Genomic DNA, 25,396 nt, shown 5'->3' on the forward strand with positions numbered 1-25,396 from the left:
CGTGTCCACTCTTGAGATTCGTGACCTGCACGTCGCCGTGGGCGACAAGGAGATCCTGCGCGGCGTCGACCTGACGGTCCGCAGCGGCGAGACGCACGCCATCATGGGCCCCAACGGCTCGGGCAAGTCCACGCTGGCGTACGCCGTCGCCGGTCACCCGAAGTACACCATCACCTCCGGTTCCGTGCTGCTCGACGGCGAGGACCTGCTGGAGATGTCGGTGGACGAGCGCGCCCGCGCCGGCCTCTTCCTGGCCATGCAGTACCCGGTCGAGGTCCCCGGCGTCACCGTGTCGAACTTCCTGCGTTCGGCGATCACCGCGGTCCGGGGCGAGGCGCCCAAGCTGCGCGACTTCGCCAAGGAGCTGAAGGGGGGCATGGAGGCGCTGTCCATCGACCCGGCCTTCGCGCAGCGCAACACCAACGAGGGCTTCTCCGGCGGCGAGAAGAAGCGCCACGAGATCCTCCAGCTGGAGCTGCTCAAGCCCAAGATCGCGGTGCTGGACGAGACCGACTCCGGCCTCGACGTCGACGCCCTGCGCGTCGTGTCCGAGGGCATCAACCGGTTCCGCGCCTCCGGTGACACCGGCGTGCTGCTGATCACCCACTACACCCGCATCCTGCGCTACGTGAAGCCGGACTTCGTCCACGTCTTCGCCGGCGGGCGCGTGGTGGAGGAGGGCGGCCCCGAGCTGGCCGACAAGCTGGAGTCCGAGGGCTACGAGGCGTACACGACGAAGGCGGCGTCCGCCTGATGAGTGCGCCCGGCTTCGACGTGGAGAGGATCAGGAAGGACTTCCCGGTCCTCGGCCGCGAACTTCCCGGAGGCAGGTCGCTGGTCTACCTCGACTCCGGCAACTCCTCCCAGAAGCCGACCCAGGTGGTCGAGACCATGCGCGACCACCTGACCTGGCACTACGGCAACGTCGGCCGGGCGCTGCACGTGCTGGGCAGCGAGTCCACCGAGGCGTACGAGACGGCGCGCGACAAGATCGCCGCATTCGTGCAGGCCCCGTCGCGCGACGAGATCGTCTTCACCAAGAACGCCTCCGAGGCCCTCAACCTCGTGGCGTACGCCTTCGGCAACCCCATCGGCGAGGACGAGCGGTTCCGGCTCGGCCCCGGCGACGAGATCGTCATCTCGGAGATGGAGCACCACTCCAACATCGTGCCGTGGCAGCTGCTCGCGCAGCGGACCGGCGCGACGCTGCGCTGGTTCCCCGTGACCGACGAGGGCCGCCTCGACATCGGCGGCCTGGAGGAGCTGGTCAACGAGCGCACGAAGATCGTCTCGATCGCCCACCAGTCGAACGTGCTCGGCACGGTCAACTCGGTCTCGCCGGTCCTGGCCCGCGTACGCGAGGTCGGCGCGCTGATGATGCTCGACGCGTCGCAGTCGGTGCCGCACCAGCCCGTTGACGTGACCGAGCTGGGCGTCGACTTCGTCGCGTTCACCGGCCACAAGATGGCCGGGCCGTCCGGCATCGGCGTGCTGTGGGGCCGCCGCGAGCTGCTCGACGCCATGCCGCCGTTCCTCGGCGGCGGCGAGATGATCGAGGCGGTCTGGATGGACCGCTCGACGTACGCGCCGGTGCCGCACAAGTTCGAGGCGGGGACGCCGCCCATCGTCGAGGCGATCGGCCTCGGCGCCGCGGTCGACTACCTCACCGCCGTCGGCATGGACCAGATCAAGGCGCACGAGAAGGAGCTGGTCGCGTACGCGCTGGAGGCGCTGCCGGAGGTCCCCGGGCTCAGGATCATCGGCCCGCGCACGCCCATCGCCCGCGGCGGCACGATCTCGTTCACGCTCGAAGGGATCCACCCGCACGACGTGGGGCAGATCCTCGACGACGTGTACGGGATCGCCGTCCGGGTAGGTCATCACTGCGCCCGGCCGCTCCACCTCAGGTTCGGAATTCCGGCGACCACGCGGGCGTCTTTCTACCTGTACAACACGACGGCCGAGATCGACGCACTGGTCCGCGGCCTCCACCACGTGCAGAAGGTGTTCGGCTGAGCCATGATCGGTGAATCCATGTACCAGGAGCTGATCCTGGAGCACTACAAGCATCCCCAGGGCCGGGGCCTGCGTGAGCCGTACGACGCGGAGGTGCACCACGTCAACCCCACCTGCGGCGACGAGCTGACGCTGCGGGTGAAGGTGGCCGACGGCGGCAAGGTGCTCGACGTGTCCTACGACGGCCAGGGCTGCTCCATCAGCCAGGCCGCCGCCTCCGTGCTGCACGAGCTCGCCACCGGTTCCACGGTGGAGGAGTCGCTGTCGGTGGTGGAGGAGTTCACCCGGCTCATGCAGGGCAGGGGTCAGGTGGAGCCCGACGAGGACGTGCTGGGCGACGCGGTGGCGTTCGCCGGGGTGGCGAAGTTCCCCGCCCGCGTCAAGTGCGCGCTGCTGGCCTGGATGGCCTACAAGGACGCGCTCATGAGGAGCCAGGGATGACCGGCGGCCTCCGCCGTGTTGGGAAGTACGGCGCCGCGCCGCGGGCGCCGCGAGGTGAGGAGACGACGTGAGCAAGCCGACCGAGACCCCGACGGGAACCGCGACCGAGGCGGCGACCGGAACCTACGACGGGGAGAGCTCCCTCGACGACGTGCTCGAGGCGCTGAAGGACGTCGTGGACCCCGAGCTGGGGATCAACGTGGTGGACCTCGGCCTCGTGTACGGCGTCAACCTCGACCCGGCCGGCGAGGGCGAGCGGCCGATCGCCACCATCGACATGACGCTGACCAGCGCCGCCTGCCCGCTGACCGACGTGATCGAGGACCAGGCCAACTCGGCGCTCGCCGACCTGGTCTCCAGCGTGGTCATCAACTGGGTGTGGCTGCCGCCGTGGGGCCCGGACAAGATCACCGACGAGGGGCGCGACCAGCTCAGGATGCTCGGTTTCAACGTCTGATCGTCCTTCCTCTCCACGCCGCCACGACCCCTTGCCGTGATTTTTAGTTTGTCGCGGTCGCCTGCGCCGGCCTGCCTTGGTGAACCCTGTTCGTGATCGTGCAGTCGCACGGTCGCGAAGGGCGAAGATGCGGGCCGGACAGGGCATGCTGCGATGAACTGCAGGATCACGGCGTGTTTGTGCCCGGGTCACGAGCATGGTGTGCGGCAAACTGCACGATCACGCGGGTTCGATCGCAGGCCGGCCGCGTGGTCTGCGACAAGCTGCGCGATCACGGTGGTCGGAGTGGTGGCGGGGATGAGTTGTGCGGGAATGCCGTACAGTTGTTCTTTGCTCTTCCTTTTGCGACGTGAGTGAAAGGCGTCCGTGAGAGCCGCCGCCCGGCGGTCTGCACATCTGCGGGACGCATACTCACGGCATCTGCGGGCGCAGGCCGCCGCTGTCTCCGGCCCGCCCTATTGGCACGGCACGCCTGCCGTGCCTGACCTGGCTCGTCCTTTCGCAGAAGTGACGCGCCCGCGTGTTCCGGCACGTCTTTCTTCGAAAGGCACGATTACGTGACCATCTCTGACCTCGGCGAGGGCACGACGACCTCCGCCGAGTTCGCGGCGCTGGGGCTGCCCAGACCGCTCGTGACAGGGCTCGCCCGGCAGGGCATCACCACGCCGTTCCCGATCCAGAGTGCGGCGATTCCCGACATCCTCGCCGGGATGGACGTCCTGGGCCGTGGCCGGACCGGCTCCGGCAAGACCCTCGCCTTCGGCCTGCCCACGCTGGCCAGGCTCGCGGGGGAGAAGGCGGCGCCGCGGCGGCCCCGCGCCCTCGTCCTGGTGCCGACCCGCGAACTCGCGTTCCAGGTGGCCGCCACCATCGAGCCGCTCGGCCGGGGGCTGTCGTTGCGCACCAGGACGGTCGTCGGCGGCATGCCGATGGGCCGCCAGATCGAAGACCTGCGCCGGGGGGTCGAGATCGTGGTCGCCACGCCCGGCCGCCTCACCGACCTGATCGAGCAGGGCGCCTGCGCGCTGGACGACGTCGAGATCACCGTCCTCGACGAGGCCGACCACATGTGCGACCTCGGCTTCCTCCCCGTGGTGAGCGCGCTGCTCGCCCGCACGCCCGCCGACGGTCAGCGTCTGCTGTTCTCCGCGACCCTCGACGGCGATGTGGACACGCTGGTCCAGCGCTTCCTGACCGACCCGGTGGTCCACTCGCTGGACCCGGCCACCTCCCCGGTCGAGACGATGGAGCACCACCTGCTCCAGGTGCAGCGCGACGACAAGGCGGACGTGACGGCGGAGATCGCCAACCGGGGCGGCCGTACGATCATGTTCGTACGCACCCAGCACGGTGTCGACCGCATCGTCAAGCAACTCGCCCGGGCGGGCGTCCGCGCGGGCGGCCTGCACGGCGGCAAGCGGCAGAACCAGCGCACCCGCATCCTCGACGGGTTCCGTCAGGGCGACATCGGGGTGCTCGTGTGCACGGACGTCGCGGCACGCGGCATCCACGTCGACGACGTCAGCCTGGTGCTGCACGTGGATCCGCCCGCCGACCACAAGAGCTACCTGCACCGGGGCGGCCGCACGGCACGTGCGGGCGAGCGCGGCGTGGTGCTGACGCTGGTGCTGCCGAGTGAGCGGCGCTCCACCGAGTCGATGACCCGAAAGGCCGGGGTCACCGCGTCACGGCACCGGGTGGCGCCGGGCGACCCGATCCTGGCCGAGATCGCCGGGGCCCGGCGGCCGAGCGGCGCGTCCGTGCCCGTGTGGGAGCCCGACGTGCGCGCGCCGCTGCGGCCCAGGCGGGATGACAGGCCGCGCGACGACAAGCCGCGCGGCCGTTCCCGGCGCTTCGGCGACCGTCCCCGCGGCGGCGACCGCCCCGGTGACCGCCCCGGCGAGGGCGACGCCCGGCGCAGGTGGTCCGACCAGGGCGAGCGGCCGAGTGCGGCGTGGGCCGGCGACGGTCGCGCCGACGGCCGCGGCGAGTCCCGAGGAGGGCGGGGCGGCGGTCACCACCGCGGCCACGCCGGCGGGCAGGCCGGGTACGGCGCGGGCGAAGGCGGCCGTGGCGGCCGCGGACGCCGCTTCACCGGCCGCTGATCCACCCCGTTTTTCACGTTTCTCCACCACCGGGCCGTCCGTATGGGCGGCCCGGTGGTGTGTGGGGCCGATTGTGCCGTCCCACGCCCTCGTTCTCAGTCGCCTCGTCCTCAACTTCGCACGGCGTGAGGAACCGGCGCCCGCCCGAGCGTGCTTCAGGGCACTGGCTTGACTCTAACTATGTAGACCGGTCTATTGTGTCCTCATGATCGGAACAAGAACCGGGATCGGCGCGCGGCTTGTGACGCCGGTGCCCGAAACGGTGCAGCGGCAGGGCCACAGCGGCACGGGCACGGGGGTGTCGCCGTGAGCGCCGCGGACCGGCACGCACTTGTCCTGGGGGCGACCGGGTTCGTCGGACGCCACCTGGTTCTCGCGCTCGGCCGGGCCGGCGTCCGGGTGAGCACGGCCAGCCGGAGCCACGAGTCCTTCCGGAGGCTCGGCCACTGGCTCGCCGAGCACGGGCACGACGAACCCCCGGCGGACCTGCGGGTCGATTTCACCAGGCCGTCGCCGATCGAGGGCGAGTGCGACGGTGTGACGGAGATCTACAACTGCGCCGGCGCCTACCGGTTCGGCATGCCGGCGGACGAGGCCCGCCGTGCCAACGTCGGCAGTGTCCGCGCGGTCGTCGCCTTCGCGGCGCGGCTGCCGCGTCTGCGCCGCCTCGTCCACGTCTCGGGATACCGCGTGGGCGGACAGGATCCCCGTCCCTGGACCGAGGAACGGCGGCGGGAGGCCTACCGCACTCTGGGTGCGTACGAGGCGTCCAAGGCGGAGGCGGACGCCGTCTTCCAGGCCGAGGCGGAGCGGCTGGGCGTGCCCTGGTCGATCGTCAACCCCGCCAGCGTGATCGGCGACAGCGCCACCGGCGAGGCCGGTCAGTATCTCGGGCTCGCGACGACCCTGCGCGACCTCTGGCAGGGCGGTCTCCCGGCGATTCCCGGGGACGCGCGGACGTTCGTACCCGTAGTGGCGGTCGACTACCTCGCCCGGTTCATGACCCTGCTGCCGGTCGACGAGACCGCCGAGCGCGCCTCCTACTGGCTGCTGGACGACGACACGCCCGCGCTGCCCGGCCTGCTCGCGCTCGTCGCGGAGCACTACCGGGTCAAGGCGCCCCGTGTGCGGGTTCCGGTGGCACTGGTCAAGCGCCTGCCCCGCCGGCTCACGAAGGCCGATCCCGAGACGCTGACGTTCCTGTCGGGCGACCGCTATCCCACCGGTTCGGCGCGGGCCTTCGCCGCCCGTCACGGGCTGGTCATGCCGGACACCGTCACGACGATCCGCCGCTGGGCCGACGACCTGGCGGCGAGCCGCTTCGGGGACGCTCCGGCCCGCGGCAGGCGGTTCACCCACCCGGGCGGGGTACGGACGTTCGAGACCGGCGAACCGGGCGCGCCCACGGTGGTGCTGCCGGGACTGCCGGTCAACGCCGACACATGGGCGCCGGTCGTCGCGGCGATGGGCCGCGCCCGTGCCGCCGACCTGCCGGGGCTCGGAATGAGCGCGGGACACCACGACGACTGGCCGTCGTGGCTGGCCGCCCTCGTGACCGAGACCGGCGCGCGTCACCTGATCGGTCACTCCATCGGCGCCGCAGCCGCGGTCGAGGCCGCGGCCGCCCATCCCGGCGCGGTGGACCGGCTCACGCTCGTGGCGCCGTTCTTCCTCCAGGCGCGCCCCGCTCCCATCCCCCGGCTCCTGGCCCGCCGGTACCTCGGCCGGGTCTCCTCCCACGCGCTGGCCGAGCGGCTCACGGGGGATCCGGCCCACGCGCCCGCCCTCGAATCGAGCGTGGCGGATCTGCGCCGCGGCGCCGCCGCCACCGCCGCCCGCCTCCTGGCGGCCACGGCGTCGCCGCGGTGGCGGGCGAGGCTGCGGGCCGAGCTGGCGCGGTACCCCGGGCACGTGCACATCGTCGTGGGCTCCCACGACCCGCTCAGCCCGGAAGGACGAGCCTTCGCCGACGCTCTTCCACGGGCCACCGTGACGGTCGTCGACGGCGCGGGCCACCACCCCCAGCTGACGCACCCGGAGGAGGTCGCCGGAGCCGCCGCCTGGAACGCCTCCCCGGGCGCGTCCGCCGTTCCGCCCGTGAGACCGCTCGGCCCGTGAGACCACTCAGCCCTTGAGACCGCTCAGCACGATCCCCCGGGTGAAGTAGCGCTGGAAGGCGAGGAAGAAGGCGATCGACGGCAGGGAGGCGAGCATGCCGCCCGCCATGATCGCCCCCTGGTGCTGTGCGCCCGTGAAGTAGGAGTTGAGGCGGGCCAGCGCGACAGGGATGTTCGCCATCTCGTCGCTCTGCACGATGATCAGCGGCCAGAGGAAATTGTTCCACTCCGCGAGCACGATGAAGATCGACATCGCGGCGAGAGCCGGGCGCAGCAGCGGCAGCACGATCCGCCACCAGATGCGCCACTCTCCGGCGCCGTCCACTCGGGCGGCCTGGATGAGCTCGTCCGGGATCGAGTGGAGGAACTGCACCAGGAAGAACAGCACGAACGCCTTGGCCAGCGCCGGGATGATGTAGCCCTGGTAGGTGTCCAGCCAGCCCAGGTTGCGCATGATGACGTAGTTCGGCACCAGGGTGGTCTGCCAGGGCACCATCATCGAGGCGACGATCAGCAGGAAGATGAGCCGTCGCCCCGGCACGCGGTGCTTGGTGATCACGTACGCCGCCAGGGAGGCGATCAGCAGCGACCCGACCGTGATCGCGACGGTGATCACCAGACTGTTGAACATGAAACGGGCGAACCCGAAGTCCACCTGGAACCGCTGGAAGATGCCCTGGAGGTGGCCCGGGTTGACCCGGGCGGGGGAGTAGCCGGGGTCGTAGAAGTTGCTCAGCGTGGGATGCTCGGGCACGAACGACGGGGGTTGCCGGTTCAACTCCGTCACCGGCTTGAACACCGTGATCAGCATCCAGTAGAACGGCGCGACCATGGTGAGCGACAGCAGGTAGAACGGCAGGCGCAGCAGGTGTCCCCGCCAGGTGGTGCGCGCCCCGGCGGGCGCCCGCCGGGGCGCGGCGGGCGGGCCGGTGACGATCGGTGCGGTCGTGGGGGCGACGGCCATCACAGCTCCTTCAGGGCGCGGCCGATGCGGAGGTTGACCATGCTGAGGGCGAAGATGATCAGGAAGAGCACCCACGCGATCGCCGATGCGTAACCGAGCTTGAAATGCGTGAAGCCCTGGTCGTAGAGGTAGGGCACGATCATCAGGCCGGAGTCGAGCACGCCGCCGATGTTGTTGGTGCCCCGGAACACGATGTAGACGGCTTCGAAGACCTGGAAGGCCCCGATGAGGCCGGTCACGACCACGTACGTCGTGACCGGGCGCAGCAGCGGCAGCGTCACCCGGCGGAACTGCTGCCAGGTGCCGGCGCCGTCGATGCGGGCCGCCTCGTAGTACTCCTGCGGGATCGTGTTGAGCCCGGCGACGTACAGGACCATGCCGTAGCCCATCCCGCCCCACACCGACATGAGCACGAGGATCGGGATCGTGAGCCCGGGGGTGGCCAGCCACTCGACGGCCCTGCCGCCGAACCAGCTCGCGACGGTGTTGGCCAGGCCGAAGTCGCCCGGATTGAAAATCCACTTCCAGAGCAGCATGAGCGCGATCGACGAGGTCACCGAGGGCAGGAAGAAGATCGTCCGCATGATGCGATGGGGCCAGCTCGATCCGCTGAAGGCCAGCGCGAGGCCGAGCGACAGCAGTGTGCCGATCCCGACGGACGCCACGACGTACAGGAACGTGTTGCCGAGGGCGTGCCGGAACCGGTCGTCGTCGAACAACAGATGCCGGAAGTTCTCCAGCCCCTCGAACTCCGGGGCGTTCACGCCGTCGAACTTCGTGAAGCTGAGGTAGAGCGAATTGGCCAGCGGCCAGACCAGGAAACCGGCGAACAGGCCGAGGAACGGCAGCAGCATCAGGTAGGAGGTGCCGTAGCGGCGCCATCGTCGCCGGGGCGCGGCGGCGTGAATTGCCATGTCGTCTCCAGTCGGGTCGTTTCCAGTCGGAGGGAAACCGTGGGCGGACCCGGGCCGGTGAGAGGTCAGGTGTCACCGGCCCGGGCGGGTGTGGAGGACGGAAGCCGCGGCCGGTGAGGGGTCAGGCGTCACCGGCGAGCCACGGCCGTCCCGGCTATCCGGCGTTGCGCTCCATGACCTTGGCGGCCTCGGCCAGGGCCGTCTTCACGTCGGCCTTGCCGAGGATCGCGGCCTGGAACTGCTTGGCCACGTCGGACGCGCTCTCGTCCCAGCCGGGACACCCGGGCGCCGCCGCGCCGGTCTTGATGATCTTCGCGAACACCGCGGAGTGCTCCGGCGTGAACGGGGAGTCGGCGACCTTGTCCGGGCGGGGCGGGACGTAGGCGACGTTGCGGGCCTTCGACTCCGCCGTCACCGCGTCGACGGCCTCGTCGGTGTAGAGGTACTTGACGAAGTCCGCCGCCTGCTGGATGTGCTTGCTGTAGGAGGTGACCCCGACGGCCCGGCCGCCGATGAAGGCCGTGGGCGCCGCCGGGCCGGCCGGCAGGGGGGCGATCGCCCACTTGCCCTTCAGCTCGGGCTTGCTGGTGTCGATGGCGAGGGCGTTCCAGTTGCCGCCGTAGACCATCGCGGTGCCCGTGCCCAGCGCGTCGGAGGTGGTGATCGTGTCGGTGGGCGCGCCGTACTTGCGGTGCAGGTCGATCCAGTACGACAACGCCCGCTCGGCCTGCGGGGTGTTCAGCGAGGGCTTGCAGTCCGGCGTGTAGAAAGCGCCGCCCGCCTGGTAGAGGAAGTTGAAGTAGCCGATCCAGTCGAGGTTGCCCCAGTCGATGCTGAACGGCGTCTTGACCCCCGACTTCTTGAGCTTCTCGATGTCGGCGGTCAGCTCGTCCCAGGTCTTGGGCGGCTCCTTGATGCCCGCCTTGTCCAGCAGGTCGGTCCGGTAGTAGAGCGCCTCGGTGGACATGTCGAGCGGAATGCCGTAAATGGTGCCGTCGGGGGAGACGGCCGACTTCCACTGGGCGGGCTGCGCCTGGGCCTGGAGCTGCTCGACGCCGTATTTGCGCAGGTCCACCATGCCGCCGCGCAGGCCGAACTGGATGGTCCAGGTCATGCCGCCGGAGATGATGTCGGGCCCGCTGCGGCTGGTCGAGGCCGCGAGCAGCTTGGCGTACGCGTCGTCCCAGGCGAGCGTCTGCACCTTGATCGTCACATTGGGGTGCGACTTCGTGTACAGGTCGGCGGCCTTCTGGAAGGCCGCGCTCTCGTCGTCGCCCCCGGTGGACCACCACGTGATGGCGGCGGGGGCGTTCGCGTCCGCCTGCTTGGTCTCCGACGTGCCGCTTGTCGCGCAGCCGGCGCCGAGGGCGGCGATCAGGGCGGCGCAGGTGGCCGCCGTCGTTCGTCGCATGAACGTCTCCGATCTCTACGGAAAGTGATCGACTGACATGTCGTGTCCCCCGAGAGGCGGCCCGCCGCGAGACCGTGCCGGTGCGGCGCACCCCCGCTTCGAATTGGTGCAGAGTCCAGCACTAAACCGGATTAGTTTCAAGGGGGTGTTTCATTCCGTCAATGCGGACATCGCGCCGTTATGGAGGCTTATTCGCAGGTCAGTAGTGTTCTCGGCAATGGAGAGAGTAGTGGTGTACTGCCCTTAACCGGGTCAGAGGTCTGAAACAAGGCACTTGTGTACCCTTGCGGCGTAACCCGAGCCAGGCCGATCACCCACGGGAGTTCCCCATGTTCGTCGACATGCCTCTCGACCAGTTGCGCGCGTACCTGCCCGAGCGCCGGGAGCCCGCCGATTTCGACGCCTTCTGGGACCGCACACTGGCCGAGGCCCGTGCGCACGGCCTGAACCCCGTCTTCGAGCCGTACGAGGCCGAACTCGCGCTGATGGACGTGGCCGACGTGACGTTCGCGGGGTTCGGCGGGCATCCGATCAAGGGATGGTTCGTCGCGCCGACGGGCGCGCCGGGACCACTGCCGTGCGTGGTGGAGTTCATCGGGTACGGCGGCGGCCGGGGCCGGCCGCACGACTGGCTGCTGTGGCCGGCCGCCGGATACGCGACGTTCGTGATGGACACCCGCGGACAGGGCGGCACCTGGCGCTCCGGCGACACTCCCGACCCCGTCGGCGGCAACGGCGCGCAGATCCCCGGCAAGCTCACCCAGGGCGTGTTCGACCGGGACGACTACTACTACCGGCGGCTCTACACCGACGTCGTACGCGCGATCGAGGCGGCCAGGTCGCACCCCCGCGTGGACGCCGATCGCGTCGTGGTGACCGGCGGCAGCCAGGGCGGCGGCATGGCGCTGGCCGCCGCCGCGCTCGTGCCGGACCTCGCCTACGCGTTCGTCAACGTGCCGTTCATGTGCGACATCCGGCGCGCGGTCGAGATCACCGACGAGGACCCGTACGGCGAGCTGGGCCGGTTCTGCGGCATCCACAGGACCCGGGTCGAGGAGATCTTCGCGACCCTCGACTACTTCGACGGCCTGCACTTCGCGGCACGGGCCCGTACGCCCGCCCGGTTCTCCGTCGCCCTGCGCGACGGCGTCACCCCGCCCTCGACCGTGTTCGGGGCGTACAACCACTACGCCGGACCCAAGGACATCACGGTCTGGCCGTTCAACGGCCATGAGGGCGGTGAGTCGCAGCAGGCGCTCGAGCAGCTGAGACTGGCCAGGAAGATTCTCGGCTGAGCCCGATCCCGCGGGGCCCGATCTCGCGGGGTCCGATCTCAGAGGGCCCGATCTCGCAGGGTGGACGCGGGGCACGGCCGCCCGCCCCCGCGACTACCCTGGGGCCCGATACCCTGGACACGACTTAGGCCCACGACCCGAGAGAGACCATGAAGACCTTCGAAGAGCTGTACGCCGAGCTGGCAGAGAAGGCGCGCACCAGGCCCGCGGGGTCCGGCACCGTGGCCGCCCTGGACGCCGGCGTCCATGCCATCGGCAAGAAGGTCGTGGAGGAGGCCGCGGAGAGCTGGATGGCGGCCGAGCACGAGTCGGCGGACCGGGCGGCCGAGGAGATCTCCCAGCTGCTCTACCACGTCCAGGTGCTGATGCTGGCTCGCGGGATCGGGCTGGACGAGGTCTACAAGCATCTGTAGCCGCCGCGGCGGCCCCGGATCTCGACCACCTCGCTCCGCTTGAAAGGATCTCCCACTCATGCTGCGCATCGCCGTACCGAACAAGGGCGCGCTCTCCGAGGCCGCCCAGACCATGCTCAAGGAGGCGGGCTACCGCCAGCGCAGGGACAGCAAGGAGCTCGTGGTCGTCGACTCCGACAACTCCTGCGAGCTGTTCTTCCTGCGCCCCCGCGACATCGCGGTCTACGTCGGCGAGGGCACCCTGGACGCCGGGATCACCGGGCGCGACATGCTCTTCGACTCCGGCGCCCCCGCCGAGGAGATCATGCCGCTCGGCTTCGGCCGGTCGACGTTCCGCTTCGCGTCCACGCCCGGCGCCTACTCGGGCGTCGCCGGCCTGTCCGGCCTGCGCATCGCCACCTCGTACGCCGGGCTGCTCGGCAAGTACCTCGCCGACCAGGGGGTGGACGCCCGGGTCATCAAACTCGACGGCGCGGTCGAGACGGCGATAAGGCTCGGCGTCGCCGACGCGGTCGCGGACGTGGTGGAGACCGGCACGACGCTGCGCAACGTCGGCCTGGAGGTGTTCGGGGAGCCGATCGCGCACTCCGAGGCCATTTTGATCAAGCGGGCTGGGGCCCCAGAGGCCAACGGGTTCCAGCAGCTCATCCGCCGCCTGCAGGGCGTGCTCGTGGCCCGCGACTTCGTGATGATCGACTACGACATCCGGGCCGAGCGCATCGACGAGGCCATCGCCATCACCCCGGGCATGGAGGGGCCGACCGTCTCCCCGCTGCACCGCGAGGGATGGGTGGCCGTACGGGCGATGGTCCGGCGCAAGGGCCACCAGCAGGTGATGGACCAGCTCTGGGACCTTGGCGCCAAGGCGATCCTGGTCACCGACATCTACGCCTGCCGCCTCTGACCCCCCGGGCGGCGCCCGCGGCTCAGGGGTCCGGCGCCGGCAGGCGCTCGATCGCGATCATGACGGTGTCGTCGTCGGGCCGGCCGTCCACGTGGAGGAACAGGCGCTCGCGGATCCGTTCGACGAGGGTGTCGACGTCGTCGCCGGCCCGTTCGCCCAGGCGTGCGGGGAGATCGAAGAACTCGCCGGTGCGGTCGCGGGCCTCGATGACGCCGTCGGTGTACAGCAGGAGGACGTCGCCGGGTCCGAAGGGGTAGGTAGCCGGCCGGGGTTCGGACGCCGTCAGCAGTTCGAGCCCCAACGGGGGACCGACCTGGTCGGGCTGCAGGGTCAGCACGCGGTTCCCGCGGAGGAGGAGCGGCGGCGGGTGGCCGCAGGCGATCACGTTCACCGTCGGTTCGGTGTCCGGGATCTCGACGACGGCCGCGGTGACGAAGCACTCCTGGACGTCCGGATCGGTCTCGGCGCGCTCAGTGAGGTTCTGGCAGATGCTGGTCTCCATCCGCGTGATCAACGTGGAGAGGCTCAGATGGCGGTGTGACGCCTCGCGGAAAGCGCAGAGCGACGCCGCCGCGTCATTGATCGCGGCCAGTCCCTTTCCCCGCACGTCACCGATCAGAAGACGGGTGACGTTGTCCGCCCGAGCGGCCGCGTACAGATCACCACCGATTTTCGCCTCAGCGGCCGCGGCCAGATAGATCGACGCGATGCGCAAGGGGCCGACCCGCCGGGGCAGCGGTCGCAGCAGGACGCGCTGGGTGATCTCGGAGATCGACCGCACCTGGTGGAGCACAGCCTGGTGCCGTTCGTGGATCGCACGGAAGACGACCACGACGGCCGTTACCGCGAACAGGGCGATCATCTCGACGTGGTGTTCGGAGCTTCCCAGGACGCCCTGTCCCAGGCCGTCCACCACTTCGGCGGCCATGGCCAGCGCCCCGATGACCGCGGTGCACCACGGCCCGGCGAACGACGCGGTGAGCGCGGGGGCGACGACGAGCAGCGGCCCCAGGTGAACGCTCCTCGGAAGCGCGAGGTCGAGGGCCGTGATGATCACAATGAGCCCGAGCGGGATCACCACCAGGAAATGGCTCGCCTGGAGAACCCGGCGGAGACCTCGGAAGGTCGCCATACGGCGCATCTCTCCTGGTTATCACGCTGCGGACATCGTCCGGCAGCCAGGGCCGGACGTCGCGGAGAAGGAAAGCCGGCTGCGCGGGCGGGCAGAGCTCCGGCGGCCCGGTGGCCCGGCGGATGACAAATGTCATCGCGAAGGCCGGAGACGCGGCACTGATGGCCGGACCCGCCCGATCTTTACCGTGAGGGCATGAACGCCATCGCCTTCACCGACGTGACCAAGAGATACGGGCACGTGCTCGCGGTCGACGGTCTCGACCTCGAGGTCCCGGCCGGCGCCACGGTCGCCCTCCTCGGGCCGAACGGGGCCGGCAAGTCCACCTCGATCAACATGCTGCTCGGCCTGCTGCGGCCCACGTCCGGCGAGATCCGGATCTTCGGCGAGCGGCCGGAGACGGCGGTCGCCAACGGCCAGATCGGCGCGATGCTCCAGGAGGGCACGCTGATCCCCGAGCTGACCGTCGCCGAGACCGTGGAGTTCGTCCGCAGGCTCTATCCGAACCCGCTGCCGCTGCCGGAGATCCTCCGGCTCGCCGACCTCACCGAAATCGCCCGTCGGCGGGCCGACCGGCTGTCGGGCGGGCAGACCCAGCGGGTCCGCTTCGCGCTGGCGATCGCGGGCGGGCCGAGGCTGCTGCTGCTCGACGAGCCGACCGCGGCCATGGACGTCGAGTCCCGCCGTACGTTCTGGGACAACATGCGGGCGTACGCCGCGCAGGGCCGCACGATCCTGTTCGCCACGCACTACCTGGAGGAGGCCGACGAGAACGCCGACCGGGTCGTCGTGATCGCGCGCGGCCGGGTCGTCGCCGACGGCAGCGCCGCCGAGATCAAGGCCGGGGCCGCCGACCAGGCGGTGAGCTTCCTGCTCGGCGAGCAGCCGGTCGCCGGGCTCGACGCGCTGCCGGGGACGACCGGAGTGGAACTCCAGGGCGGCCGCGTCACGCTGCGCACGACCGACCTCGACGCCACCGTCGCCGCGCTATATCGCAAGACCACCCTCGACATCCGCGACCTCCAGCTCCACGGGGCCGACCTGGAGGACGCCTTCCTCGCACTCACCAAGGAGGCCTGACGATGCGTCACTACATCAAGGTCGAGCTGCTGCGCATGATGCGCAACAAGCGCTACGTCATCTTCGTGATCGCCTTCCCCGTCGGGTTCTACCTCCTCTACTCCAACCTCTGGGGGTCGGAGTCCGACCAGGCGACCGGGCTGCGGGGCAGTGTCCTGCTCATGGTCTCGATGGCCGCGTACGGCGCGCTGGCCGCCTCCATCATGTCGACGGCCGTGCCCTGGTCGCAGGAGCGGCACAGCGGCTGGCTGCGGCAGCTCCAGATCACCCCGCTGCCGGGCCGGGCGATCATCTTGACGAAGCTGGTCTCCTCGTTGCTACTGGTCCTGCCGTCGCTGCTGCTGGTCGGCCTGGCCGCGGTGCTGACCCAGCACGTGTCGCTGTCGCCGGTGCAGTGGGTGGAGCTGATCCTGGTGATGTGGGCGGGCACGATCCCCTTCGCGGCGCTGGGCCTGGCGATCGGATCCCTGCTGCCGCCCGACACCGCGCAGCCCGTCGCGATGATCGGCATGTTCGGGCTGGCCCTGCTCGGCGGGCTCTGGTTCCCCGAGAGCATGATGCCCGCGGCCATGAAGAGCATCGCCCACGTGACTCCGTCGTACGACTACGCGCGCATCGGCTGGCGGATCGCGGCGGGCGAGGCCCCGCACGTGGCGGACGCGGCCGGCATCCTCGTCTGGGGGGTGGCCCTGGTGGCGCTGGCCCTCGTCGCCTACCGTCGTGCGACGGTGCGCGCCTGAAGGAACAGCGCAGCGATGCGCGCCTGACATCCACCATGTTCGGAGGGACAGCGGGATGAGCCGGTTGGCCAACGTGTTCACCTTCGGCGGGATCGACGAGCGTCCCTCCCGCCTGAGGCGCCTGATGGGCATGTCGCTGGGTCTGATCTACCTCTTCTACCCGGTGTCCGAGGTGGCCGACGGCACGGTGAGCGGCGCGCGGGCGGTCTGGTGGATGGTCTCGCTCGCGGTCTTCGTGGCCGTCTACCTGGCGATCGTGCTGGGGCCGCGAGATTTCAACCACCACCCCCGGTGGATGTTCCCCCTGATCGGCGTCGTGACGACGATGGCGGCCGTCTTCCCGTTGATCTTCCGGAGCCCTTCCTGGCTCACCCTGTCGGTCTACATGGTGGTCGTCTACGCGATGGGCCTGCCGCCCCGCCGCGCCCTGCTGGGGATCGCGGCGATGGCCGGGCTCGTCGTCGCCGAGGGCAAGGTCATGGGCGCCGACGACGGCACGGTATGGGCGCTCGTGCTGCAGATCATCACGCTCGGCGTGCTGTTCGTGAGCGTCCGCAACACCCGCGTCCTCGTCGTCCAGCTCAGGCAGGCGCAGAGCGAGGTCGCCAGGCTGGCCGCCACCGAGGAGCGGCTGCGGATCGCCCGCGATCTGCACGACCTGCTGGGGCACAGCCTTTCGCTCATCGTGCTCAAGAGCGAGCTGGCCCGCCGCCTGGGCGAGCAGGGCTCGCCGAAGGCCGCAGGGGAGGTGGCCGACATCGAGACGGTGGCGCGGCAGGCGCTGGCCGAGGTGCGCGAAGCCGTCAGCGAATATCGCCGGCGCCGCCTGTCGGAGGAGATCGACGGCGCCAGGTCGGCGCTGGGCGCCGCCGACGTCGCCCTCACCGTGCGCACCCGCGGCACCCCGCTGCCCGAGGACCTCGACGGCCTGTTCGCCTGGGCCGTGCGCGAGGCCACCACCAACGTCGTACGGCATTCCGGGGCCACCCGCTGCGAGATCGACGTGTCGTACGGCGAGGAGGGTGCGGTGCTGGAGATCGCCGACAACGGCGGCGGCGCGTACGAGCCGGGCAACGGCCTCACCGGGCTCGGCGAGAGGGTGCGCGCGGCGGGCGGGAGCCTGGAGGTCGAGGCCGGCAAGCACGGGTTCAGGGTGCGGGTGGCGGTTCCGCCGCCCCTGGACCGTACGGCCGAGATGATCGCGGATAGGTTGGGCCAGTGATCAGGGTCGTGCTGGCGGAGGACCAGAGCATGGTGCGGGGAGCGCTCGCCTCCCTGCTCGGCCTGGAGCCCGACATCGAGGTGGTCGGAGAGGCGGCGGACGGCGACGAGGTGATCGGCGTCGCCGAGGCGACCAGGCCGGACGTCGCGCTGCTCGACATCGAGATGCCTGGCAGGGACGGGATCTCCGCCGCCGAGGAGCTGCGCCGGCGAGTCCCCGAATGCCGGGTCGTGATCCTCACGACCTTCGGCAGGCCCGGCTACCTGCGCCGCGCGATGGAGGCGGGGGCGGTGGCCTTCCTGGTGAAGGACAGCCCCGCGAGCGAACTGGCCGCCGCGATCAGGCGGGTGCTGCGGGGCGAGCGCGTGATCGATCCGGGGCTGGCCGCCGCCGCGCTCAGCGCCGGGCCGAACCCGCTGTCGCCGCGCGAGCGCGACGTGCTGTCCGCGGCCGCGGACGGCTCGACCATCAACGACATCGCGCTGGGGCTGCACCTGTCGGAGGGCACCGTGCGCAACTACCTGTCGGCGGCCATCCACAAGACCGGCGCGCGCAACCGCATCGAGGCCGTCCAGAAGGCCCGCACGCAGGGCTGGCTCTAAAACGGGCCTGGCCACACGGCGATCCCGGCGGGCGCACATCGGCGGCCCCCGGGCAGACGTCAGGCAGGCGGGCACGGGCCGCCGCCCCCGGGCGGCCCCGGGTCGGCCCCGGGCGGTCCAGGGCGGCGGGCTCAGCGGGCGGCCCGCAGGTCGGCGGCGTGCCGCAGCAGGTCACCGACCCGGACCACGCCCATGCACCTGCCGACCTCGTCGACCACCACGAGGTCGTCGTACACGCGGGCGTTGTCCCGCCCCGCCACCTGCATGGCCGCGATCACCGGGGTCGTCTTCGCCACGATCTTCGCGGGGTCCGCCAGGCGGCCGGCCGGCTTCCTCGCGTGCAGCGCGTGGCCGTACGCCCCGGCCATGAACAGCAGGAACCGGCTGCGGTCGATGCTGCCCTGGGGCCGCTGGTACTCGTCCACCAGAATCACGCTCGTGATCGACGGCTCGGCGCTCAGCACGGCGACCACTTCCTCGGCCGTCGACTCGGCCGGCAGCGTCACCGCGGGGAGCAGGATCTCCTGCACCCGGGGCCCCAGCGTGGCCGTGGGGGTGACGGCCTCGGTCACCGGCAGCGGCACGTGGACGCGGTTGTATCCGTGGGAGGGCCGCCAGTCGGACGGCGCGAGCAGGGGACCCTGGGCGAGCCTGATGCCCCAGCCGCGTACGGCCGTCAGCTGGGTCTCGTCCCGCACGCCGGGGGCGAGCACGTGCGCGCCCACGCCCCGCGCCAGGCGGACCAGCGACTCCGCGAGCGCGCCGCGCCGGTGGTCCCGCGGCCCCCGAGCCACCAGGTCGGCGGACAGGGCGATCACGTACGGCGAGGCGTCGGCGAGCAGGTCGAGCGGCAGCGCCGCGGCGCCGAGCCCGCCGAACGCGATGAGGTAGCCCACCGCACGCAGGCCGTCGATCGCGGACAGCAGGGCCGAGCGCTCCACCAGGGCCGGCTCGCCTTCGATCACGAGGATGACCTCGCGCGGGCGCCGGTTGCACATGCGGATCGCCTCGTGCAGCGGCGCGAGACCGGCCGAACCTCCGGCCACCGCGGCCGCGGAGATCGGCAGCACCAGCGGCAGCAGGGCCTCCTCGCGGGCGGCGGCCAGCACGCCGTTCACCGTGGCGTTCACCGTGCCGGTCGCCGGGCCGTTCACCGTGCCGGTCGCTGGGGCGTTTGCTGGGGCGTTTGCTGGGCCGGTCGCTGTGCCCGCCGCGCCCGGAGCGCCGGGAGAGGCGCCCTCGGCGATCACCTCGACGGCCACGGCGCCGCCGGTGTCGAGGTCCACCACGGGGAGGAAGAGCGGGGCGGACGGAGGCCGGTCGGGGAAGCCGGGCACGGGCGCGTAGGCGCGCTGGTCGTACGGCTGGGCGGCGGCCGCGGGGGCGTATCTGCGCGCGATGCTCGCCGGGCTGTGCTCCTGCACGTGCTCCCCGGAGAACGGGGTCGCCGGGACAGGGCCGGGCACCGGGACGCGCTGAGGGGTCGCGGCGAGCGGCGCCGCCGGGGAAGAGGGGAGCGACACGATTGCATTGTGAGACGCGGGGCCCCGGACGTTGACGCTCGGCGAAGGAAATTCACCTATATTTCCCCGTCAGTTGGACGGAATATGGCGAACCGGTGCGCCGATAGGCTGATCAGCCATGACGGCACGGCCGGCCGCGGGCGGCGGCAGATGGATCTCGGTCGCCCCCGAGCGGCTCGCGGGATGGATCGCGCGCTTCGCCGAGCGGCACGGCGTGATCGAGGCGGTCGTCCTGCGGGACATGGTCCGCCTCGACGCCGCGGACGGCGCGGTCGCCGAGTGCCACGTGCCGTTCCCGCCGCTGCGCTCGTCCACGGTGCCACCGCCGCGTTCGCCGTCCCCGCCGCCGGCGCCCGTGCCGCCGGAGCACTGCCGTGTACCGTCCGCGCGGCCCTTCGCGCCGCCGGAGTCCGTGCCGCCGGAGTCCGTGCCGCCGGAGCCCGTGGCACCCGGGTCCGCAGTGCCGGGCGGTGGGCGCGAGGGTGAGTTCCGCCTTCCTCCGCCTGCCGCCGCGCTGGTGGCCCACGCGTGCCGTGACCGGACCGTCGGCGTGCTGCTGGCCCGGCTCGGCGGGCACGCCGTCGGCGTTTTCACCGGCGCCCGCCTCGTGGTGGCCAAGGTCGGTTCGCGGCAGGTCCACGGGCGCAGCGCGGCGGGCGGGTGGTCGCAGCGGCGCTTCGCCCGGCGCAGGGACAAGCAGTCGGCCGAGGCGCTGCGGGCCGCCGCCGACGTGGCCGTCCGGGTGCTCCTGCCGAGGCTCACGGACCTGGAGGCCGTCGTGCTCGGCGGAGACCGGCGCTCCATCGAGGAGATCAGACGGGATCGGCGCCTCGCTCCGCTGTTCGCTCTGGAGACGGGCCCCTTCCTCACCGTCCCCGACCCCAGGTGGGCGGTCCTGGAGGGCGCACCGGACCGGTTCCGCGCCGTACGGATCCGCCTGATCGACCCCTGACCGGCCGCGCGGCGGCGGGGCGCGGGCGGAAATTCGCCGCAGGCGGTGGTGCGGACGACGGCACTACACTTGAGCCATGCGCACTCCCGATTGATCGCTCCCGGCCCCGATCCTGACCGCATCACCTACGGGAGTGTCCCCTTCATCATGATCATCGCTACCGACGTCGAACTTCGCGCGGGCTCACGCCTGCTCATCGAGGGCGCCTCGTTCCGGGTGAACCCCGGCGACAAGATCGGTCTCGTCGGCCGCAACGGAGCCGGCAAGACCACGCTCACCAAGGTCCTGGCGGGAGAGGGCCTGCCCGCCACGGGCACGGTCACGATCTCCGGCAGCGTCGGCTATCTGCCGCAGGACCCCCGCACCGGCGACCTGAGCGTGCTGGCGCGCGACCGGATCCTGTCGGCCCGCGGCCTCGACGACGTGCTGCGCGAACTGCGCGAGGCCGAGGCCGGCATGGCGGCCGACGACCCGCGCGTACGCGACCGGGCGGTCCGCGCCTACGGCCGTCTGGAGGACCGCCTGCACGTCCTCGGCGGCTACGCCGCGGAGTCGGAGGCCGCCTCGATCGCCTCCAGCCTCGGGCTGCCCGACCGCGTCCTCGGACAGCCGCTGCAGACCCTGTCCGGTGGGCAGCGCCGCCGGGTGGAACTGGCCCGCATCCTGTTCTCCGGAGCGGAGACTCTCCTGCTCGACGAGCCCACAAACCACCTCGATGCGGACTCGATCGGCTGGCTTCGTGAGTTTTTGCGCTCCCACCAGGGCGGCTTGGTGATCATCAGCCATGACGTAAACCTTCTTGAGGCGACGGTAAACCGGGTGCTCCATCTGGACGCGAACCGCTGCGTCATCGACACCTACAACGTCGGCTGGAAGGCGTATCTGGCCCAGCGAGAGACCGACGAGAAGCGGCGCAAGCGGGAGCGGGCCAACGCCGAGCGGCAGGCGTCCGCCCTGTTGTCCCAGGCCGACCGCATGCGGGCGAAGGCCACCAAGGCCAAGGCGGCCCAGGACATGGAGCGGCGCGCCCGGCGGCTGCTCTCGGGCGTCGAGGGCGAGCGCCGGTCCGACCGCGTCGCCAAGCTGCGCTTCCCCGACCCCGCACCCTGCGGGAAAACCCCGCTGACGGCCCGCGGCCTGTCCAAGTCGTACGGCTCGCTCGAGGTGTTCACCGATGTCGACGCCGCGGTCGACCGCGGGTCGCGGATCGTCATCCTGGGCCTGAACGGCGCGGGCAAGACCACGCTGCTGCGCCTGCTCGGCGGCATCGAGAAGCCCGACACCGGCGAGGTGGTGCCCGGCCACGGGCTCAAGCTCGGCTACTACGCGCAGGAGCACGAGACACTCGACGCCGGCCGTACGGTGCTGGAGAACATGCGGTCGGCCGGGCCCGATCTGGCCGACGTCGACCTGCGCAAGGTGCTGGGGTCGTTCCTGTTCACCGGCGACGACGTGGACAAGCCCGCAGGGGTCCTGTCCGGCGGCGAGAAGACCCGTCTCGCCCTCGCGACGCTGGTGCTGTCGAGCGCCAACGTGCTGCTGCTCGACGAGCCCACCAACAACCTCGATCCGGCGTCCCGCGATCAGGTGCTGAGCGCCCTCGGCTCCTACACGGGCGCGATTGTGCTGGTCACGCACGACGAGGGCGCCGTGGAGGCGCTGAAGCCGGATAGGGTGATTCTGTTGCCAGACGGAGTAGAAGACGCATGGAGCGACGAATTTTCCGATCTTGTGGCGCTTGCCTGATCTTAATTTGAGCGGGTAGGGATCTTTTCCCGCGGAGTAGGTAGCCGATCCCGTCCAAATGACTGATCATGGGCTGAAGTAACGCTGCGGAAGTCTGGCACTACAGGAGGTACTCGTGGCCGAGACTCTGAAGAAGGGCACCCGGGTGACCGGGGCCGACCGGGAAAAGCTGGCCGCTGATCTCAAGAAGCGCTATTCCGCGGGTGAGAGCATCCGCGCTCTGGCTGCTTCCACCGGCCGGTCGTACGGGTTCATCCACCGCATCCTGAGCGAGTCCGGGGTGACTCTGCGCGGGCGCGGCGGCGCGACCCGGGGCAAGTCCAAGCGCTAGAGATCCACCTCAAGACGCGCGACCGCAGCCGCTCGTTCCTGCAGGAGGAGCGGTCGCGTCCGACTCGCCAGAACGATATTCGGTAAGCTCGGGCGCGACCGCGGTATGAACAGGAGGGCGGACGCCGGCACGGACGGTGCGCCGCACCGGACCGGCCGTGCGAGGCGACGTCGCTCCACACAGGACGCAGGAGCAAGGCATGGCGGAAGCGGCAATGGGGGGGAATCTGGAGCACGCCCGTGAGACGGGCGGCGGCTCCGATGTGTCGACGATCTCGGCGGCCGCGCCGGCCGAGGTCGGAGTGCGCTTTGAGGTGGACGGCGAGATCGCGACCGTCACTTTGGACCGGCCGGACAAGCGCAACGCGCAGACGTTCGCTACGTGGTCGGCCCTGGCCCGGATCGGGGAAACCCTTCCGGAGCAGGTGAGAGTGGTCGTGGTCAGAGGCGAGGGGCCGTCCTTCTCAGCCGGGATCGACCTGCGCATGTTCACGCCGGAGGGAGTGCCGGGGCAGGAATCGTTCACGAGCGCCGCCGCGCTCGGCGACGCCGAGTTCGAGCAGCGCATCGCGGAGGCCCAGAAGGGCTTCCTGTGGCTGCGCAGGCCGGAGATCGTGTCGATCGCGGCCGTTCAGGGCCACGCGATCGGGGCGGGCTTCCAGCTCGCACTCGCGTGCGACCTGCGTGTCGTCGCCGACGACGTCAAGTTCTGCATGAAGGAGCCCGCGCTGGGGCTGGTTCCCGACCTGACCGGGACCAAGCCCCTGGCCGACATCGTGGGGGTGTCCCGGGCTATCGAGATGTGCCTGACCGCGCGTACCGTGGGGGCCGCCGAGGCCGTACGGCTCGGCCTGGCCGAGATCGCGGTGCCCGCGTCCGAGCTGGCCCAGGCCGTGGAGGATCTGGCCGCCGCACTGCTGGCCACCGATCGCGCCGCCTCGGCCGCCACCAAGCGGCTGCTGCAGGCCGCGCCGGGACGCACGCTGGAAGAACAGGCCGCCGCCGAGCGGGCCGAACAGATGATCCGCATCAAAGCGTTGTTCGCATCGAACTGATGACGCTGTTCGCTTCCAGCTGACCGGGGAATCGGGGGAGTCCTCCCACCGCTGCATGCCTGGGAGGATGTACGGCATATGTCGATGATGAACGGAGGCTACGGTCTCCAGGTGATGCGGTCCTTACGGCGTGACAGCTCCGTGACGAAGGAGCGGCTCACGCCGGGGACCGTCCGGCGCATCGCCGGTTACGCCCGGCCGTTCCGCAGACAGATCGCCGGGTTCCTCGCGCTGGTCGTGGTCGACGCGGTCATCGTGGTCGCCAACCCGCTGCTGATGAAGGCGATCATCGACTACGGGATCACCCCGAAACGGGTCGACGTGGTGGTGTGGCTCGCCGTGGCGATCGGGGCGCTCGCGGTGCTGGACGCCGGGCTCGGCCTGCTGCAGCGGTGGTATTCCGCGCGCATCGGCGAGGGCCTGATCTACAACCTGCGCACCGAGGTCTTCGACCACGTGCAGCGGATGCCGGTGGCGTTCTTCATGCGCGCCCAGACCGGCGCGCTGGTCTCCCGGCTGAACACCGACGTCATCGGGGCGCAGCGGGCCCTCACCAGCACGCTGTCGTCCGTGGTGTCCAACGTCATCAGCCTGGTCATGGTGCTCGGCACCATGCTCGTGCTGTCGTGGCAGGTCACGCTGGTCGCGCTGGTCCTGTTGCCGATCTTCATCTTCCCGGCCAAGTGGGTCGGCCGCCGGATGTCCGCGCTCACCCGCGAGCAGATGCAGCTCGACGCCGAGATGAGCTCGGTGATGACCGAGCGGTTCAACGTCGCCGGAGCGATGGTCGCCAAGCTGTACGGCAGGCCGGACGACGAGGCGGCCCACTTCGCGGACCGCGCGGGCCGCGTTCGCGACGTGGGTGTGATCGTCGCCATGTACGGCGCGGTCTTCCGCATCGCGCTCGGCCTGGTCGCCGCGCTGGCGACCGCGCTCGTCTACGGTCTCGGCGGCGCGCTCGCGATCTCCGGGGCCTTCGCGCTCGGCACCCTGGTCGCCCAGTCGTCCCTGCTCATGCGCCTGTACGGCCCGCTGACCAGCCTGTCGAACGTCCACGTGGACGTCATGACGGCGCTGGTGAGCTTCGACCGGGTCTTCGAGGTGCTCGACCTCAAGCCGATGGTCGCGGAGAAGCCGGACGCGCGGCCGATCCCCGAGGGGCCGGTCACGATCGAGTTCGACGGCGTCCGCTTCGGCTACCCGGCCGCCTCCGAGGTCTCGCTGGCGTCGCTGGAGTCGGTGGCCCGCCCGGACACGGGGCCCTCACAGGAGGTGCTCAAGGGCGTGACGTTCACCGCGCATCCGGGCGAGCTGGTGGCGCTCGTCGGTCACTCGGGCGCGGGCAAGACGACCATCACCTCGCTGGTGTCCCGGTTGTACGACGTGAACGAGGGCGCCGTGCGGATCAACGGCGTGGACGTCCGCGACGCCACCCTGGACGGCATCAGGGACGCGGTGGGAGTGGTCATGCAGGACGCCCACCTGTTCCACGACACGATCGGCAACAACCTCCGCTACGCCCGCCCGGAGGCGACCGACGAGGAGATCTGGGACGCCCTGCACGCGGCCCAGATCGCCGACCTGGTCAAGAACCTGCCCGAGGAGCTGGAGACGGTCGTGGGCGACCGCGGCTACCGGCTGTCGGGCGGGGAGAAGCAGCGCATCGCCCTGGCCCGCCTCCTGCTGAAGGCGCCGCGCGTGGTGGTGCTGGACGAGGCCACCGCCCACCTCGACTCCGAGTCCGAGGCCGCGGTGCAGCAGGCGCTGAAGACCGCTCTGCGGGGGAGGACGTCGCTGGTGATCGCGCACCGGCTGTCGACCATCCGCGAGGCCGACGCCATCCTCGTGATCGAGGACGGCCGGGTGGTCGAACGCGGCCGGCACGAGGAGCTGCTGGAGCGGAGCGGCGCGTACGCCGAGCTGTACCGCACCCAGTTCACGGGCTCGGGCCCGGGCGGCTCCTGAGACGGCCTGAGG

The 25,396-nt window shown here is 70.9% G+C and carries 23 protein-coding genes; 18 read left to right on the forward strand and 5 right to left on the reverse strand.

Going from position 1 to position 25,396, the window contains the following annotated elements; all coding sequences use genetic code 11:
* Window position 1 precedes the first annotated feature (1 nt).
* From sufC to AB0O28_RS17265, 6 genes are all read left to right on the forward strand, one after another.
* Window positions 2-754 (forward strand): Fe-S cluster assembly ATPase SufC, encoded by a 753-nt coding sequence (gene sufC, locus AB0O28_RS17240; RefSeq protein WP_363641102.1) that lies wholly within the window; start codon window positions 2-4, stop codon window positions 752-754.
* A complete protein-coding gene (locus AB0O28_RS17245) occupies window positions 754-2,016 on the forward strand; it encodes a cysteine desulfurase (RefSeq protein ID WP_363641104.1) in 1,263 nt (420 codons plus the stop codon). Before sufC ends, AB0O28_RS17245 begins: the two co-directional genes overlap by 1 nt.
* A 3-nt stretch (window positions 2,017-2,019) precedes the next feature.
* Complete coding sequence (gene sufU, locus AB0O28_RS17250; protein ID WP_363641106.1) at window positions 2,020-2,457, forward strand: Fe-S cluster assembly sulfur transfer protein SufU; 438 nt, start codon at window positions 2,020-2,022, stop codon at window positions 2,455-2,457.
* Window positions 2,458-2,608: 151 nt separating this feature from the next.
* Complete coding sequence (locus AB0O28_RS17255; protein WP_363641434.1) at window positions 2,609-2,914, forward strand: metal-sulfur cluster assembly factor; 306 nt, start codon at window positions 2,609-2,611, stop codon at window positions 2,912-2,914.
* Between the two features lie 557 nt (window positions 2,915-3,471).
* Window positions 3,472-5,019: a DEAD/DEAH box helicase gene (locus tag AB0O28_RS17260; RefSeq protein ID WP_363641108.1), complete on the forward strand. Its 1,548-nt coding sequence runs from the start codon at window positions 3,472-3,474 to the stop codon at window positions 5,017-5,019.
* A gap of 306 nt (window positions 5,020-5,325) precedes the next feature.
* Window positions 5,326-7,137 (forward strand): alpha/beta fold hydrolase, encoded by a 1,812-nt coding sequence (locus tag AB0O28_RS17265; RefSeq protein WP_363641110.1) that lies wholly within the window; start codon window positions 5,326-5,328, stop codon window positions 7,135-7,137.
* Between the two features lie 6 nt (window positions 7,138-7,143).
* Here AB0O28_RS17265 and AB0O28_RS17270 read toward each other — a convergent pair whose 3' ends face one another.
* The 3 genes from AB0O28_RS17270 to AB0O28_RS17280 form a co-directional block, all read right to left on the reverse strand.
* Complete coding sequence (locus AB0O28_RS17270; protein WP_363641112.1) at window positions 7,144-8,100, reverse strand: carbohydrate ABC transporter permease; 957 nt, start codon at window positions 8,098-8,100, stop codon at window positions 7,144-7,146.
* The gene (locus AB0O28_RS17275) at window positions 8,100-9,014 is read right to left on the reverse strand and encodes a sugar ABC transporter permease (RefSeq protein WP_363641114.1); all 915 of its coding nucleotides are present in this window, start codon (window positions 9,012-9,014) and stop codon (window positions 8,100-8,102) included. Before AB0O28_RS17275 ends, AB0O28_RS17270 begins: the two co-directional genes overlap by 1 nt.
* A gap of 154 nt (window positions 9,015-9,168) precedes the next feature.
* Complete coding sequence (locus AB0O28_RS17280) at window positions 9,169-10,425, reverse strand: extracellular solute-binding protein (protein ID WP_363641116.1); 1,257 nt, start codon at window positions 10,423-10,425, stop codon at window positions 9,169-9,171.
* A gap of 329 nt (window positions 10,426-10,754) precedes the next feature.
* Between AB0O28_RS17280 and AB0O28_RS17285 the strand changes: the two genes are divergently transcribed.
* From AB0O28_RS17285 to hisG, 3 genes are all read left to right on the forward strand, one after another.
* Complete coding sequence (locus tag AB0O28_RS17285) at window positions 10,755-11,720, forward strand: acetylxylan esterase (protein WP_363641118.1); 966 nt, start codon at window positions 10,755-10,757, stop codon at window positions 11,718-11,720.
* Window positions 11,721-11,869: 149 nt separating this feature from the next.
* Window positions 11,870-12,133 carry a phosphoribosyl-ATP diphosphatase gene (locus AB0O28_RS17290; RefSeq protein WP_030507281.1) on the forward strand — a complete coding sequence of 88 codons (264 nt, stop codon included), beginning with the start codon at window positions 11,870-11,872 and terminating at the stop codon, window positions 12,131-12,133.
* A 58-nt stretch (window positions 12,134-12,191) separates the two neighbouring features.
* The gene (hisG, locus tag AB0O28_RS17295; RefSeq protein WP_363641121.1) at window positions 12,192-13,037 is read left to right on the forward strand and encodes an ATP phosphoribosyltransferase; all 846 of its coding nucleotides are present in this window, start codon (window positions 12,192-12,194) and stop codon (window positions 13,035-13,037) included.
* Between the two features lie 22 nt (window positions 13,038-13,059).
* Here hisG and AB0O28_RS17300 read toward each other — a convergent pair whose 3' ends face one another.
* Window positions 13,060-14,169 (reverse strand): PP2C family protein-serine/threonine phosphatase, encoded by a 1,110-nt coding sequence (locus AB0O28_RS17300; RefSeq protein ID WP_363641123.1) that lies wholly within the window; start codon window positions 14,167-14,169, stop codon window positions 13,060-13,062.
* 195 nt (window positions 14,170-14,364) lie between these two features.
* Between AB0O28_RS17300 and AB0O28_RS17305 the strand changes: the two genes are divergently transcribed.
* From AB0O28_RS17305 to AB0O28_RS17320, 4 genes are read left to right on the forward strand one after another with little or no spacing between them, the layout of a single operon-like run.
* Window positions 14,365-15,249, forward strand: coding sequence for an ABC transporter ATP-binding protein (locus AB0O28_RS17305; protein ID WP_363641125.1), 885 nt, complete (start codon window positions 14,365-14,367; stop codon window positions 15,247-15,249).
* Window positions 15,250-15,251: 2 nt separating this feature from the next.
* Entirely contained in the window at window positions 15,252-15,989 is a 738-nt protein-coding gene (locus AB0O28_RS17310; protein WP_363641127.1) for an ABC transporter permease, read from the forward strand.
* Between the two features lie 55 nt (window positions 15,990-16,044).
* Window positions 16,045-17,211, forward strand: coding sequence for a sensor histidine kinase (locus tag AB0O28_RS17315; protein WP_363641129.1), 1,167 nt, complete (start codon window positions 16,045-16,047; stop codon window positions 17,209-17,211).
* Window positions 17,208-17,813: a response regulator transcription factor gene (locus AB0O28_RS17320; protein ID WP_363641131.1), complete on the forward strand. Its 606-nt coding sequence runs from the start codon at window positions 17,208-17,210 to the stop codon at window positions 17,811-17,813. Before AB0O28_RS17315 ends, AB0O28_RS17320 begins: the two co-directional genes overlap by 4 nt.
* Window positions 17,814-17,944: 131 nt before the next feature.
* Here AB0O28_RS17320 and AB0O28_RS17325 read toward each other — a convergent pair whose 3' ends face one another.
* A complete protein-coding gene (locus AB0O28_RS17325) occupies window positions 17,945-19,336 on the reverse strand; it encodes an EAL domain-containing protein (RefSeq protein WP_363641133.1) in 1,392 nt (463 codons plus the stop codon).
* Between the two features lie 118 nt (window positions 19,337-19,454).
* On the opposite strand from AB0O28_RS17325, the gene AB0O28_RS17330 reads away from it, so the two are divergent.
* The 5 genes from AB0O28_RS17330 (at window position 19,455) to AB0O28_RS17350 (ending at window position 25,384) form a co-directional block, all read left to right on the forward strand.
* The gene (locus tag AB0O28_RS17330) at window positions 19,455-20,288 is read left to right on the forward strand and encodes an acVLRF1 family peptidyl-tRNA hydrolase (protein WP_363641135.1); all 834 of its coding nucleotides are present in this window, start codon (window positions 19,455-19,457) and stop codon (window positions 20,286-20,288) included.
* A 147-nt stretch (window positions 20,289-20,435) separates the two neighbouring features.
* Complete coding sequence (locus tag AB0O28_RS17335; protein WP_363641137.1) at window positions 20,436-22,034, forward strand: ABC-F family ATP-binding cassette domain-containing protein; 1,599 nt, start codon at window positions 20,436-20,438, stop codon at window positions 22,032-22,034.
* Between the two features lie 115 nt (window positions 22,035-22,149).
* Complete coding sequence (locus tag AB0O28_RS17340) at window positions 22,150-22,365, forward strand: helix-turn-helix domain-containing protein (protein WP_030507271.1); 216 nt, start codon at window positions 22,150-22,152, stop codon at window positions 22,363-22,365.
* A 199-nt stretch (window positions 22,366-22,564) separates the two neighbouring features.
* A complete protein-coding gene (locus tag AB0O28_RS17345; protein ID WP_363641140.1) occupies window positions 22,565-23,419 on the forward strand; it encodes an enoyl-CoA hydratase/isomerase family protein in 855 nt (284 codons plus the stop codon).
* A 78-nt stretch (window positions 23,420-23,497) separates the two neighbouring features.
* Window positions 23,498-25,384 carry an ABC transporter ATP-binding protein gene (locus AB0O28_RS17350; RefSeq protein WP_363641142.1) on the forward strand — a complete coding sequence of 629 codons (1,887 nt, stop codon included), beginning with the start codon at window positions 23,498-23,500 and terminating at the stop codon, window positions 25,382-25,384.
* The last annotated feature ends 12 nt before the right edge of the window (window positions 25,385-25,396 follow it).

Source organism: Microbispora sp. NPDC088329, assembly GCF_040685655.1.
GTDB lineage: Bacteria > Actinomycetota > Actinomycetes > Streptosporangiales > Streptosporangiaceae > Microbispora.

Bases quoted from the DNA above. Each gene is read 5' to 3' on its own strand.
- hisG (WP_363641121.1), top strand. From the start codon at position 12,192: ATGCTGCGCATCGCCGTACCGAACAAGGGCGCGCTCTCCGAGGCCGCC.
- AB0O28_RS17270 (WP_363641112.1), bottom strand. From the start codon at position 8,100: ATGGCCGTCGCCCCCACGACCGCACCGATCGTCACCGGCCCGCCCGCC.
- AB0O28_RS17315 (WP_363641129.1), top strand. From the start codon at position 16,045: ATGAGCCGGTTGGCCAACGTGTTCACCTTCGGCGGGATCGACGAGCGT.
- AB0O28_RS17300 (WP_363641123.1), bottom strand. From the start codon at position 14,169: ATGGCGACCTTCCGAGGTCTCCGCCGGGTTCTCCAGGCGAGCCATTTC.
- AB0O28_RS17245 (WP_363641104.1), top strand. From the start codon at position 754: ATGAGTGCGCCCGGCTTCGACGTGGAGAGGATCAGGAAGGACTTCCCG.
- sufU (WP_363641106.1), top strand. From the start codon at position 2,020: ATGATCGGTGAATCCATGTACCAGGAGCTGATCCTGGAGCACTACAAG.
- AB0O28_RS17330 (WP_363641135.1), top strand. From the start codon at position 19,455: ATGACGGCACGGCCGGCCGCGGGCGGCGGCAGATGGATCTCGGTCGCC.
- AB0O28_RS17345 (WP_363641140.1), top strand. From the start codon at position 22,565: ATGGCGGAAGCGGCAATGGGGGGGAATCTGGAGCACGCCCGTGAGACG.
- AB0O28_RS17285 (WP_363641118.1), top strand. From the start codon at position 10,755: ATGTTCGTCGACATGCCTCTCGACCAGTTGCGCGCGTACCTGCCCGAG.
- AB0O28_RS17275 (WP_363641114.1), bottom strand. From the start codon at position 9,014: ATGGCAATTCACGCCGCCGCGCCCCGGCGACGATGGCGCCGCTACGGC.
- AB0O28_RS17350 (WP_363641142.1), top strand. From the start codon at position 23,498: ATGTCGATGATGAACGGAGGCTACGGTCTCCAGGTGATGCGGTCCTTA.
- AB0O28_RS17310 (WP_363641127.1), top strand. From the start codon at position 15,252: ATGCGTCACTACATCAAGGTCGAGCTGCTGCGCATGATGCGCAACAAG.
- AB0O28_RS17305 (WP_363641125.1), top strand. From the start codon at position 14,365: ATGAACGCCATCGCCTTCACCGACGTGACCAAGAGATACGGGCACGTG.
- AB0O28_RS17335 (WP_363641137.1), top strand. From the start codon at position 20,436: ATGATCATCGCTACCGACGTCGAACTTCGCGCGGGCTCACGCCTGCTC.
- AB0O28_RS17290 (WP_030507281.1), top strand. From the start codon at position 11,870: ATGAAGACCTTCGAAGAGCTGTACGCCGAGCTGGCAGAGAAGGCGCGC.
- AB0O28_RS17280 (WP_363641116.1), bottom strand. From the start codon at position 10,425: ATGCGACGAACGACGGCGGCCACCTGCGCCGCCCTGATCGCCGCCCTC.